General features: G+C 73.5%; 11 protein-coding genes. 1 reads left to right on the plus strand and 10 read right to left on the minus strand.

The window, feature by feature from the left end; all coding sequences use genetic code 11:
• Nucleotides 1-172 precede the first annotated feature (172 nt).
• From AB5J54_RS02930 to AB5J54_RS02940, 3 genes are all read right to left on the minus strand, one after another.
• Complete coding sequence (locus AB5J54_RS02930; protein WP_369142270.1) at nt 173-910, minus strand: hypothetical protein; 738 nt, start codon at nt 908-910, stop codon at nt 173-175.
• Entirely contained in the window at nt 907-1596 is a 690-nt protein-coding gene (locus tag AB5J54_RS02935; RefSeq protein ID WP_369142271.1) for an HAD family hydrolase, read from the minus strand. Before AB5J54_RS02935 ends, AB5J54_RS02930 begins: the two co-directional genes overlap by 4 nt.
• An 87-nt stretch (nt 1597-1683) precedes the next feature.
• Nucleotides 1684-2712, minus strand: a complete 1029-nt coding sequence (locus AB5J54_RS02940) for a helix-turn-helix domain-containing protein (protein ID WP_369142272.1) — start codon at nt 2710-2712, stop codon at nt 1684-1686.
• A gap of 117 nt (nt 2713-2829) precedes the next feature.
• Here AB5J54_RS02940 and AB5J54_RS02945 point away from each other — a divergent pair, with 117 nt between their 5' ends.
• The gene (locus AB5J54_RS02945) at nt 2830-3726 is read left to right on the plus strand and encodes an alpha/beta hydrolase (RefSeq protein ID WP_369142273.1); all 897 of its coding nucleotides are present in this window, start codon (nt 2830-2832) and stop codon (nt 3724-3726) included.
• 8 nt (nt 3727-3734) lie between these two features.
• Here the strand turns inward: AB5J54_RS02945 and AB5J54_RS02950 are convergent, their stop codons facing one another.
• The 7 genes from AB5J54_RS02950 to AB5J54_RS02980 form a co-directional block, all read right to left on the minus strand.
• Nucleotides 3735-4931 (minus strand): IS110 family transposase, encoded by a 1197-nt coding sequence (locus AB5J54_RS02950; protein WP_369142274.1) that lies wholly within the window; start codon nt 4929-4931, stop codon nt 3735-3737.
• Between the two features lie 311 nt (nt 4932-5242).
• Entirely contained in the window at nt 5243-6508 is a 1266-nt protein-coding gene (locus AB5J54_RS02955; RefSeq protein WP_369142275.1) for an alpha/beta fold hydrolase, read from the minus strand.
• Nucleotides 6509-6594: 86 nt separating this feature from the next.
• Nucleotides 6595-7980 (minus strand): aldehyde dehydrogenase, encoded by a 1386-nt coding sequence (locus tag AB5J54_RS02960; RefSeq protein ID WP_369142276.1) that lies wholly within the window; start codon nt 7978-7980, stop codon nt 6595-6597.
• A gap of 102 nt (nt 7981-8082) precedes the next feature.
• Nucleotides 8083-8991 carry a dihydrodipicolinate synthase family protein gene (locus AB5J54_RS02965; protein ID WP_369142277.1) on the minus strand — a complete coding sequence of 303 codons (909 nt, stop codon included), beginning with the start codon at nt 8989-8991 and terminating at the stop codon, nt 8083-8085.
• Nucleotides 8992-9071: 80 nt separating this feature from the next.
• A complete protein-coding gene (locus AB5J54_RS02970; protein WP_369142278.1) occupies nt 9072-10520 on the minus strand; it encodes an FAD-dependent oxidoreductase in 1449 nt (482 codons plus the stop codon).
• Nucleotides 10501-10815 carry a (2Fe-2S)-binding protein gene (locus AB5J54_RS02975; protein WP_184930662.1) on the minus strand — a complete coding sequence of 105 codons (315 nt, stop codon included), beginning with the start codon at nt 10813-10815 and terminating at the stop codon, nt 10501-10503. The genes AB5J54_RS02970 and AB5J54_RS02975 overlap by 20 nt, the downstream gene beginning before the upstream one ends.
• A gap of 31 nt (nt 10816-10846) precedes the next feature.
• Nucleotides 10847-12004 carry an NAD(P)/FAD-dependent oxidoreductase gene (locus AB5J54_RS02980; RefSeq protein WP_369142279.1) on the minus strand — a complete coding sequence of 386 codons (1158 nt, stop codon included), beginning with the start codon at nt 12002-12004 and terminating at the stop codon, nt 10847-10849.

The raw sequence follows: 12004 nt of genomic DNA on the forward strand, positions 1-12004 counted from the left end.
TCCCGTCCGCGCAGCCCGGTGACCATCCGTGATCACCCGGAGTCGACCCCGAATCCCCCGGACCGGGCCCTGAGAGTCGACCCCGAATCCCCCGGACCGGGCCCCTGAGAGTCGACCCCGAATCCCCTGTACCGGCCTCCTGGGAGCCGACCCCGAGAACCGCCCCGTACACCTACCGTCCGCGCATCAGCTCCAGGTCCTCGCCCCACGCGTCGAGCACCCCTCCGTGCCCGTGGCGTCGGGCCGCTTCCTCCACGCGGGCGAAGAGCCCGCGTTGGGCGGGCACGTCGCTCGTCCCCGCGATGCGACCCAGGATGTCGAGCAGCGCGTCGGTGTCCCAGCCGGGCAGGGGGTACCGGACGAGCTCCCACTCCAGGTACTTGTTGTAGGGCCGAGGGCGACGGTCGAGCGCGAAGAGCAGTTCCAGCAGGTGGCCGATGCTGTCGGTGGCGTCGAGCCGGGCGGCGAGGCCGTGTCCGTCCCTGTCGTTCTTCAGGGAGCGGTAGAGGGAGTTGGCGTAGGCGTCGAGCCACGTGGCGGCTGCGCGGGACGCCTCGTCGGCGGTGAGGCGCGCCTTGGCGGCCAGGATCCGGCCGATGTCGCCGTCGAGCCGGTCCAGCACGACCCGGGCGCGGGAGAGGGCGTACCGCTCGAAACCCGGCATCCCCACGGCCCGGAAGGCGTCGAGGGAGAGGAGGACGAGGTCGAGCTCTCGGGTGCGGTGCCCCGTGTACCCGGTGAGCGGCGTCGGCACGCCTTCGGCGAGGACGACGTACAGGTCGTGGTCGGAGTGTTCGGTGGTCATGCCCTCGTGTGCCCGGGACCCTTTCAGGACGAGGCCGAGGACCGCCGGGTCGGTGGCGGCGCGTTCGACGAACGCGTCGTAGGCGAGGGGCTGTTGAGCGGTCATCGGGAGAGCCCGCAGGCGCCGAGCACCAGGTGCAGCCGTTCCTCGGTGGTCCGGGTCAGGGGCGGGAGGAGGAGGGTCGCGAGGCCGGCTTCGACGGCTCCGCCGTCGGGGGCGGATCGGTCGCCGACCATCAGGGCCTCGTCGGGGCGCACCCCGAGCCGGTCCAGGGCCAGGTCGAAGAAGGCGGGGTCGGGTTTGCACAGACCGTGTTCGAAGGAGAGGGCGTAGCTGTCGACGTACGCGTCCAGGCCGGTCGCCTCGAAGGCGGGCCGGAGGTCGAAGTGGATGTCGCTGATGACGGCCACCTTGAGGCCCGCGGCCTTCAGCGCCGCCAGGGTGGGTGCGACATCGGTCGCGAACGGGTTGCCGGCGGGGTCGGAGAGGGTCGTGTAGAGGGCGTCGGCCAGGTCGGGGTCGATCGCCGCGGCCCGCACCCAGGTGTCGTATCCCTCGCGGTGCGCGGCGGCAGACACGTCGGACCAGCGCCCTGCCACCTCCGGCCGCTTACTCGCCTCGCTCAGGGCCTCGCTGATCCGCCGTATCTCCGTCTCCGAGGCGTCACGGCCGATCCGGAGCAGGGTCCGTGCGATCCACGGGGCCCCCTTAGGCCGCTCGGGCACCGGGCCCCACTTGGGCACGACGAGCGTTCCGACCCAGTCGAACAGCACTGCTTCGAAGTAGGGCATGTCTCCCCCGAGACCGTCAGTTCATGATCGCAGGCAGATTCTCAGGCGCGTACGGAGGCGTCAACGCCTCCTCCTCGCCCAGGGTGTTCAGTCGTCGAGCAGGCGCCAGGTGGTGAGGGCCAGGCGGGCGCGGGTCAGGCCCGTGGGGGTGGTGAGGTCCAGGGTGAGGGTCTTACCGATGTGGTCGAGGCGGCGGGCGATGCTGCTGTGGTGGAGGTGGAGGACGTCGGCCGCGCGCCGGACGGAGGCGGTGGCGCAGTAGGTGTCCAGGGTCTCCAGGTCCTCCGGGGACAGCCGGGCGATCGCGGTCACGTCGGGGTTGTCCCGTACGGCTTCCGCGGGGATGTCCGCGAGGAGGGCGAGCGCGCCCAGCTCGGCGTGGTGGACGACGGGTTCGCGCGCGGAGGTGAAGCGGAGCGCCGTGCGGGCCTGACGCCACGCGCGGTCGGGGCTGTCGGTGGCGCCGATACCCGCTCGTACGCCTGCGGGGAAGCCCGTACGGTCCAGGGTGGTGGCCAGGATGACGCCCACGTCGGCGAGCGGGGCCGCTTTCACCGGGCGGGCCGGGCAGACCAGGGTGCCGACACGGTCGAGCGGCAGGCAGGTGCGTACGGCGACGACGTGGACGGGCAGGTCGGGGGCGAAGCCCAGGAGGCGGAGCGCCCGGGCCCGGGCGGCGTCGTCGCTCTCGGCGCTGACGGCCAGTTCGACGAGGGCGGGGTCGGCCATGGTGGTGCGGGCGGGGCCGTAGCGTTCGGCGGCGGCCGCGGCGGCGATGGCGAAGCGGTCGAGGAGGACTTCGTCGAGCGGGTTGGGCGGGCCGGGGCGCTCCAGCCAGACCGTGCCGATCTCCTCCTCGTCGAGGGTGATCGGCGCCTCGGTGGACGCGGGCGCTGGCGGTGTGGACGCCTGGGTGCCGTGCGGCGAGACGCGGGTCGAACGGCCGGTGCCGTGGAGCCGGATCCCGGCGACGCATTCGGCCAGGCCCGCCGAGGCGCGGGCGAGCGCCGCGAGGTCGACACGGCGGCGCATCAGGGTGTCGTAGAACGCGACGATGCGCATCGCGCCGTCGACGTACGGATCGAGTCCCGACAGCCGTACGGCCAGTGCCTCCATGGCAGAAGGATCGCAGAAGGACGGGCGGACGGGGCGCGCCGATCGGTGCGTGATCGGGGCGGGACGCGCGACGGATGGCGGGTGACCTCGCGGACGCCCGCACGGAGGATGGTCGTCATGGATCCCGAACTCGAAGCGTTCATCCCCTTCTTCCCGCGCAACGACCTGTCCGACCCCGTCGCGTCCCGCCTGCACTTCGCCTGCCTGGCGGCCGCCGTGCCCGCGCCGGACACGGCGGAGATGGAGGTCGAGGACCGTGTCGTGCCCGCCGATCCGGACGTGGTGGTGCGGATCTACCGGCCGCGCGAGGCACAGGGCGCCGTGGTCTGGCTGCACGGTGGCGGATTCGTCATGGGCGACGTGGACACCGAGCACCCGTGGGCGACCCGCATCGCGGAGAGTTCCGGCGCGGTGGTGATCTCGGTCGGCTACCGGCTGGCACCCGAGCACCCCTTCCCGGCCGCCCTGGACGACGCCTACGCCGTACTGAACTGGACCTCCGAGCACGCCGCCGAACTCGGCGTCGCCCCGGCGCGGATCGCGGTCGGCGGCCACAGCGCGGGCGGCGGGCTCGCGGCCGCGGTGGCGCTGCGGGCACGTGACGAGCAGGGGCCGCCGATCCGTTTCCAGCTGCTCAACCAGGCGGGGCTCGACGACCGGCTCGACACGTGGTCGGCACGGAACTTCACGGACACGCCGTGGTTCCACCGGGGCAAGGCGATCGCCGGGTGGCGCCACTACCTGGGCTCCCGGCCGGCCACGCCGTACGCCGCCCCCGCTCGGGCCGCCGATCTGTCCGGTCTCCCGCCGGCCTACATCGCCTCGGCCGAGTTCTGCCCGAACCGCGACGAGGACCTCGCCTACGCCCTCCGGCTGCTCCAGGCGGGTGTCTCCGTCGAGATCCACCAGTGGCCCGGCACGTTCCACGGCTCGCAGGCGATCCTCTCCGCCGAGGTCTCGCAGCGGCAGAACGCCGAACTCGGCGCCGTGCTGCGCCGTGCCCTCGCTTCCTAATGCTGTTGTCAAGCGTCCGTCGTGACCGGCGGTGTCACTTCGTAGCACCGTCGGTCACGGATCAGGGCCCAGATGACGTTGACGCGTCGGCGGGCGAGGGCGAGCACGGCCTGGACGTGTTTCTTCCCCTCGGCGCGTTTACGGTCGTAGAACTTCCGCGAGTTCGGGTCGTAGCGGACGCTGACGAGGGCGGAGGTGTAGAAGACCCGCTGGAGTCTTCGGTGGTAGGTGATCGGCCGGTGGAGATTGCCGCTGACCTTGCCCGAGTCACGCGGTGCTGGGGCGACGCCGGCGAAGGCCGCCAGGGCGTCGGGGGAGTCGAACTCGGCCAGGTCGCCGCCGACGGCGGCGAGGAACTCGGCACCGAGGGTCGATCCGATGCCGGGGACGCTCAGGAGTGTGTCGGCGAGCTCGTGCTCGCGAAACCGGCCCTCGATGAGCTTGTCCATCTCGGAAACCTGCGCGTTGAGGGCCATCACCTCCTCGGCCAGGGTGTGGACCAGCTTCGCGATGGTCTTCTCCCCGGGGACGGAGGTGTGCTGCCGCTCGGCAGCCTCGACCGCCGTCTCGGCCAGAACTCTCGCGTTGCGGACCTTGCGGTGGGCCAGCCACTTCGTCAGCCGGGCGATGCCGGCGCGGCGGATCAAGGCCGGGGTCTGGTAGCCCGTCAGCAGCCTGAGCGGGCCGGTGTTGGTCACGTCCAGGGCCCGTTCCAGGGCCGGGAACATGCTCAGCAGTGTGCCGCGCAAGCGGTTGACGACACGGGTGCGGTCCTCGACCAGGTCGGACCGGCGGCCGGTCAGCAGCTTGAGTTCGATGGCGGCTTCGTCACCGGGCCGGATGGGCCGCAGATCGCGGCGCATCCTGGCCTGATCGGCGATGACGTAGGCGTCGCGGGCATCGGTCTTGCCCTCGCCGCGGTAACCGTCGGAAGCCCGGTTCACCAGACGACCGGGCATGTAGAGGATCTCCTGACCATGGCCGACGAGGAGGGCCAGCAGCAGCGCCGGCTCACCGCCGGTCATGTCAATCGCCCATGTGACCTCGCGGCCGTCGGCCTCGTCCAGGACGTCACCTATCAGCTTCAGCAGCTCCGGCTCGTCGTTGGCGACCCGCCGCGACAGCAGCGTCTTGCCTTCCGCGTCCAGGACGAGGCCGTGATGGTGGCCCTTGCCGCTGTCGATCCCCGCCCATATCCGGCTCATCGCGCTCCTGACGTGCTCGCTCGTACGGTTCGTGCCACGGACGACCTCGCCGGCATTGCTCTACACAGCGACTTGTTCGCACTTCCTCATCGGCGGCCGAGTCGTCGTGGGGCGCTGGGCGGCGAAGCGAGGACAGCCACGAGTCGGCAGCCGACTGATAGCCACACCCAGCACCCCTGGGCGACCCAACCCTACGAATGGCTCGATCAACCCGATCAAGACGGTAGAGCCGACTGAACCCGCGGCACAGCGGTCGGTCAGGCCCGGCCCGCCGCCAGCTCGCCGACTGAGTCCGCGGCACACCGGGTCGGTCAGGCCCGGCCCGCCGCCATGTCCATCAGACGGGCGAGGACGCGGCCGCCCGAGGCCGAGAGGCCGTCGTGCTCCCACTCGTTGGTGACCCAGACGCGCGTGGCGCCGACCTCACGGGCCGTGCGCAGGGAGAGGCCCGCGTCGACGTACATGTCGTCGTGGTAGACGACCGCGGCGAGCGGCACCTCGTTGGCCGCGAGGCGGCGCGGGTCGTACAGGGGCGGCCAGTCGGTGCGCGCGGCGAGGAGGTCGGCGGCGTCCGCGAACGGGCGCAGGCCGCGGATCTCGCGGACCATCCAGGGGTACATCATCTCCCCGGTGAGCAGGAGCGGGTCGGCGTCGTCGGCGAACTCGGGAAAGTCCGCGAGGGCGCGGGCGGCCGCCCATGCGGTGGGGCCGTCGCCCTGCCCGTACAGGCTCTCCTGCAGGACGGCGAAGAGCGGGTTGTCGGCGAAGCCGGTCAGGGTCATCACCTGGTGCAGGAAGGTGTCGGTCAACTCGCCGTCGGGATCGAGGGCTTCGTCGAGCAGCCAGTGGAGGCGTTCGAAGCCGTCCCCCATGCCGAGGGCGAGTCCCAGCGTGCGCAGCCGGCGCGGGGTGAGCCGGTCCCCGTCCGGCAGGCGGACGTCCTCGGCTCCGAGGAGGTCGGCGATCTTCCGCAGCCGGGGAGCGTCCTGCGGGTACCGCCGGTAGAAGTCGAGGACCCGGTCGCGGACCCGGGGGTAGGTGCGGGCGTACACGTCGTCGGCGGCGGCGGTGAGACCGGGCAGTCCTCCCGTGACATAGCAGGCGCGCAATCCGGCAGGGGCCTGGGAGAGGTAGGTGAGGGTGAGGAAACCGCCGTAGCTCTGCCCGAGGGTCTCCCAGGGGGTGTCGCCGCAGAGTGCGCGGCGTATCAGCTCCGCGTCGGCCACGATCGAGTCGGCGCGGAAGTGCGCCAGGTGGTCGGCGAGGCGCTCCGCGGACGCGAAGCGGGCGGCGGAGCGCGCGGTGACCGGGCTGGAGCGGCCGGTGCCTCGCTGGTCGAGGAGCAGCACCCGGTGGGTCTTCAGGGCGTGGGGCAGCCAGCCGGGTGAACCGGTGGACGGACGGGGCGATCTACCGCCGGGTCCGCCCTGGAGGTAGAGCAGCCAGGGCAGTTCCTCGCTCGCGCGGGCGGGGTCGGTGACCTCGCGGGCGAAGACCTGGAGGGTGGGGCCGTCGGGGGCCCGGTGGTCCAGGGGGACGGTGAAGGTGTGGTCGGTGGTCGCGTACGCGGGATTCATGGGTCTTCTCGCTCTGTGGGCGGGGCGGGTTGTCCCTTGGTGCGTACGGTGGTGAGCCTTCGGGCCGGACTCACCACCGTACGAGGTCAGGCCGCCGGCCCCGCCGGCGCCAGGGTGTACGTCCGGCCGGACGTGTAGAACTCCAGGCCCGCTCTGCCCTGCTCGCGCGGCCCGTGGCTGGAGGCCTTGGAGCCGCCGAACGGCAGATGGAAGTCGACGCCGGTGGAGGGGGCGTTGATCCGGATCATGCCGGTGTCGAGCAGGTCGAGGCCGTGCAGGGCCGTGTTCAGGTCGGCGGTGTGGACCGAGGTCACCAGGCCGTACGGAACGGAGTTGGCGATCCGGATCGCGTGGGCGAGGTCGTCGGCGGCGAGCAGGGCCGCGACGGGCCCGAACACCTCCTCGCGCAGCAGCTTGTGTCCGGGCGAGACCTTCTCGACGAGGGTCGGTGCCGCGTACCAGCCGGGCCTGTCGAGCGCGGTGCCGCCGGCGAGCGTGCTCAGCCCGCGGCAGGCCTCGACCATCCGGTCGCGGGCGCCTTCCTGGATGAGCGGCCCGCACACGGTGGCCGGGTCGGCGGGGTCGCCGACGGGGAGGGCCTTCAGCGCCTCGGAGAGTGCCTCGCGCAGCGGGTCGAGAGCGGCACCGACCGCGATGACGCGGCTGGTGGCGGTGCACTTCTGGCCCGCGTATCCGGCGATGGAGGCGGCGATGTGGCCGGCCGCCTGTTCGATGTCCGCGTCGGGCAGGACGAGCGCCGCGTTCAGTCCGCCCATCTCGGCCTGCGCCGGGATGCCCCGGGCGGTCGCGGCCCGGGCGACGGCCTGGCCGACGGGGGTGGAGCCGGTGAAGGAGACGACGTCCGCGGCCGAGACGAGCGCGTTGCCCTCGGTGGCGCCGCCGGGGAGGACGGTGAACACCGCTTCCGGGACGGCCTTCCGGACGATCTCGGCGAGGCGCTGGGCGCACGCGGTGGCCTCGGGCGCGGGCTTGAGGACGACCGTGTTCCCGGCCGCGAGCGCGGGGGCGGCCTTCCAGGTGGGGATGGCGAAGGGGAAGTTCCAGGGGGTGATGAGCCCGGCCACGCCGTGCGGGCGGCGCCGGGTCAGGAGCAGTCCGGCCCCCGCCGCCGTCTCGTGGACGGCGCCGGTGGGTTCGTACGGGGCCTGGGCGTAGTAGCGCCAGATCGCGGCGGTCCTGGCCACCTCGGCTCTGGCTTCGGAGAGCGGTTTGCCGACCTCGCGCACGGCGAGCTCGGCGAGTTCGCCGGCCGCGGCCTCGACGGCGGTGGCGATCGCGCCCAGGGCGACGGACCGCGCGGCGGCTCCGGCGAGCAGCCAGCCGGGCTGCGCGGCACGGGCCCGCTCGACGGTGTCGACGGCGGCGAAGGCACCGGGCGCGGCCATCTGCAGGAGTACGTCGGCGGGGTCGGCCGGGTTGCGGGAGACGAGGGTGGGAAGTGCGTCGGTCACGGGGGGAGGCCTCCAGGGAAGGGGTCGTCCGGGAAGGTGCCGCGCGGCGCCGACGGCGGGTGTCGGCCACCGCCGTCGGTGAGCCGCTTCAGCGGGGGCGCGTCAGTGGTGGCCCTCCGCGACGGCCTTCTCGGTCGCCGTCCGCACCGCGGCCTCGATGGCGCCCGTCAGAGGGTGGCGCGGCGGGCGGGTGGGGCCGCCGGGGCGGCCGGCGATGTCCATGGACAGCTTGATGGACTGGACGAACTCCGTCTTCGAGTCCCAGCGCAGCAAGGAGTGCAGGGACTTGTAGAGCGGCAGCGCGGTCGCCAGGTCGCCCGCGACGGCTGCGTGGTAGAGCGTGGCGCAGCTGGCCGGGAAGGCGTTGGGGTAGCCGGCGATCCACCCGACGGCGCCCGCCACGGCCAGCTCCAGGAGGACGTCGTCCGCCCCGATCAGCAGATCCAGCTCCGGGGCGAGTTCGGCGATCTCGTACGCCCGCCGGACGTCGCCGCTGAACTCCTTCACCGCGACGATGCTGCCGTCGCCGTGGAGCCGCGCGAGCAGATCGGGGGTGAGGTCGACCTTCGTGTCGAAGGGGTTGTTGTACGCGACGACCGGGATGCCCACGCCGGCCACCTCGGTGTAGTGGGCACGTACGGCGGCGGCGTCGGCGCGGTAGGTGTTGGGCGGCAGGAGGAGGACCGAGCCGCAGCCGGCCTCCGCGGCCTGCTCGGCCCAGCGGCGGGACTCGGCGCTGCCGTAGGCGGCGACGCCCGGCATGACCCGGGCTCCGTCGCCGGCCGCTTCGACGGCGGTACGGACGACCTGGGCGCGCTCGGCGTCGGTGAGGGTCTGGTACTCGCCGAGGGAGCCGTTCGGGACGACGCCGTCGCAGCCGTTGGCGATCAGCCAGGCGACGTGCTCGGCGTAGGCGTCGTGGTCGACGGAGAGGTCCTCGCGGAAGGGGAGGGTGGTGGCGACCATGATGCCGCGCCAGGGGCGGTCGGTGTTCCAGGTGGTGGCGGTCATGTCGATGACCTTTCTATAGTGTGTGACATTTTATAGAGGGGCGAAAGCGGAGAGGCCCGCACAGGCCTCTCCTCGGGGCTCTAGGAAGCGTCGGGTTCCGGGTCCTCGTCCAGGTCGGCGAGCACCGAGAGCCGGACCGGGACGGCGAACGGGCGTCGCTCCGCGGGCGGTTCGGCGGCACCGTCGCGCGCGGCGAGGCAGGCGACGGCCGTCCCGCACATCCGCCCCTGGCACCAGCCCATGCCGGCCCGGGTGAGGAGTTTGACGGTGCGCGCGTCCCGTGCGCCGAGCTCGGTGACGGCCTCGCGGACGCGGCCGGCACTGACCTCCTCGCAGCGGCACACGTCCGTCTCGTCGGTGAGCCAGCCCTGCCATCCGGGGCCCGGTGCGTGAGCGGCGGCCATGACGTCGGCGAAGGCGCGCATCCGGTTCCGCCGGCGCCGGAGCTCGGCGACCCGGCCCGCGCCGGCGCGGCGGCCGAGGAGTCGCGCGGCGACGGCCCGGGCCGCCAACTCACCCTCGGTCCTGGCGAGTTCCGCGCCTCCCACGCCTCCGGTCTCGCCCGCTGCCCACAGGCCGGGCTCCGAGGTCTCCTGGAGGTCGTCCAGGACGAGGCCGAGGGTGCCGTCGGGGAGGGGCCGGGTGGCGCAGCCCACGGTCGTGGCCAGTTCGATCTGCGGGACCAGGCCGTGGCCGACGGCCAGGGCGTCGCAGGCGATCCGACGGCCCGTCCCCGCTACGGGGCGCCAGTCGGCGTCCAGGCGGCTGACGGTGACACCCTCGACCCGGTCGGTGCCGTGCACTTCGGTGACGGCGCTGCGCAGCCGGACGGGGACCCGGTGCCGGAGCAGTCCGGTTCCGTGCAGCAGGGCCTCGGCCGCCTTTCCCGGGTTGGCCAGGAGCGCGCGGGGGCTGCGGGCGTACCGGAGATATCCGGCGGCCTCGACCACGGCCGGTACCTGCGCGCCGGCGGCGGCGAGGGACGTGGCGACGGCGAGCAGCAGGGGGCCGCTGCCGGCCACGACGATGCGGCGGCCGGGCAGTACGAGGCCGGACTTGAGCATGGCCTGGGCTCCTCCGGCGCCGACGACGCCGGGCAGGGTCCAGCCGGGGAAGGGGAGTTGGCGTTCGTACGCGCCGGTGGCGAGCAGCAGCGCCCGGGCGCGGACGCGTACCGGCCGTTCCCCGTCGCCGTCGGCTCCGGTGACCGCGTGGACGGTCCAGGTCCCGTCGCCCTCCCGCACGGTGGACCACACGTGGTGTCCGGCGAGGTGGGCGGCGCCGCTTGCCGCGAGGCGTCGGCGGAGGTCGGTGAAGGCGGACCAGTCGTGGTGCAGCGCCTCGGGCCGTACGGCGCCGAGCGCGGGCGCGGGGTGCCGGTAGTACTGCCCGCCGGTCTGGGTGGAGGTGTCGAGGAGGGCGACGGAGAGGCCGAGTTCGGAGGCGGTGACGGCGCCGGAGAGTCCCGCGGAGCCGGCTCCCACGACCGCCAGGTCGTATGTCTGCGGCTCAGACGGTGAGGCGGTCATGGCCGTGTCCCTCCTGGGTGGTGATCGCGTCGCCGGGGCGGGCCGGGACCAGGCAGGCGCGCCGGTTGGGTTCGCCGTTGACGGTGGCGAGGCAGTCGTAGCACTGGCCGATGCCGCAGAAGGCGCCGCGCGGCCGGCCGCCGTCCCGGGTGGTGCGCCAGGCCAGGATGCCGGCGCCCCAGAGGGCGGCGGCGACGGTCTGGCCCGGCAGGGCGGTGACGCGACGGCCGTCGAAGGTGATCTCGAACGGCGGATCGGGCTGTGCGCCGACGAGGTCGGCGGGGGTGCGGGCCACGGGCCCTCCTCTCGTGACGGTGGGTGCGCGGTCAGGCCGCGGGCTCGGCGAACCGGTCCGGTCTGAACGGGTGGATGTCGAGCGGTGGTTCGGCGCCGGTGAGGCAGGCGGCGACGATCCGCCCCGTCACGGGGGCCAGTCCGATGCCCGCTCCTTCGTGGCCGCAGGCGTGGAGCAGTCCGGGGACGCGGGGGTCGGGGCCGATCGCGGGCAGGTGGTCCGGCAGGTAGGGGCGGAAGCCGAGGTAGGTGCGGACGGCCCGTACGGTCCCGAGGACCGGGAACAGCGCGGTGGCCCCGACGGCGAGCCGGCGCAGGACCTCGGTGGAGAGCGTGCGGTCGAAGCCGACCCGTTCGCGGCTGGCGCCGATCAGGACCGGGCCCGCCGGGGTGCCCTCGACGACGGCCGAGGTCTGGAGCGCGGCGGAGCCGCTGGCGACGTCGGCGACGTAGTCGGCGGCGTACACCTTGTGGCGCACCACGCGCGGGAGGGGTTCGGTGACGAGGACGAAGCCCCGGCGGGGCAGTACGGGCAGGTGTACGCCCGCGAGTTCGGCGAGGGCGCCGCCCCAGGTTCCGGCGGCGTTGACCACGTACGGGGCGTGGAGCTCGCCGCGTGTGGTCCGTACGCCGCGGACCTCTCCGGCCGCGCCGGTGAGCAGGGCGGTGACCTCCTCCCCCAGGCGCAGCCGGATCCGGTCGCCTTCCGTGCGCAGCAGCAGGGCCGCGGCCTGGGCGGGCATCACCTGGGCGTCCTGGGGATAGTGGAAGCCGCCCGCCAGGGTGGGTGCGAGGTGGGGCTCCAGGTCGTGGAGCCGGTCCGCGGGGACCTCCTGGCTGGTGACGCCCGCCTTCTCCTGGCGGGCCGCGAAGTCGCGCAGGGCGCGCATCCCGGACTCGTCCGAGGCGACGACGAGGCCGCCTTTCGCCTCGTACTCGACCTGCGGCGGGAGCAGTTCGGCCAGCTCCCGCCACAACGCGGTGGCGATCAGGGCGAGTTCGAGTTCGGGCCCTGGTTCCTTGTCGGAGACCAGGAGGTTTCCCTCGCCCGCCCCGGTCGTTCCGCCGGCGACGGAACCGCGGTCGACGACGGTGACGGAGAGGCCGGCTCGGGCGGCGTAGTGGGCGCAGGCGGCGCCGACGACGCCGGCGCCGACGACGATGAGATCCGAGGTGTTTCTCGTGGGCAC

Origin of the sequence: Streptomyces sp. R44 (assembly GCF_041053105.1) — a bacterium.
Lineage (GTDB): Bacteria > Actinomycetota > Actinomycetes > Streptomycetales > Streptomycetaceae > Streptomyces.

Bases quoted from the DNA above. Each gene is read 5' to 3' on its own strand.
- AB5J54_RS02935 (WP_369142271.1), bottom strand. From the start codon at position 1,596: ATGCCCTACTTCGAAGCAGTGCTGTTCGACTGGGTCGGAACGCTCGTC.
- AB5J54_RS02945 (WP_369142273.1), top strand. From the start codon at position 2,830: ATGGATCCCGAACTCGAAGCGTTCATCCCCTTCTTCCCGCGCAACGAC.
- AB5J54_RS02965 (WP_369142277.1), bottom strand. From the start codon at position 8,991: ATGACCGCCACCACCTGGAACACCGACCGCCCCTGGCGCGGCATCATG.
- AB5J54_RS02970 (WP_369142278.1), bottom strand. From the start codon at position 10,520: ATGACCGCCTCACCGTCTGAGCCGCAGACATACGACCTGGCGGTCGTG.
- AB5J54_RS02950 (WP_369142274.1), bottom strand. From the start codon at position 4,931: ATGAGCCGGATATGGGCGGGGATCGACAGCGGCAAGGGCCACCATCAC.
- AB5J54_RS02940 (WP_369142272.1), bottom strand. From the start codon at position 2,712: ATGGAGGCACTGGCCGTACGGCTGTCGGGACTCGATCCGTACGTCGAC.
- AB5J54_RS02930 (WP_369142270.1), bottom strand. From the start codon at position 910: ATGACCGCTCAACAGCCCCTCGCCTACGACGCGTTCGTCGAACGCGCC.
- AB5J54_RS02955 (WP_369142275.1), bottom strand. From the start codon at position 6,508: ATGAATCCCGCGTACGCGACCACCGACCACACCTTCACCGTCCCCCTG.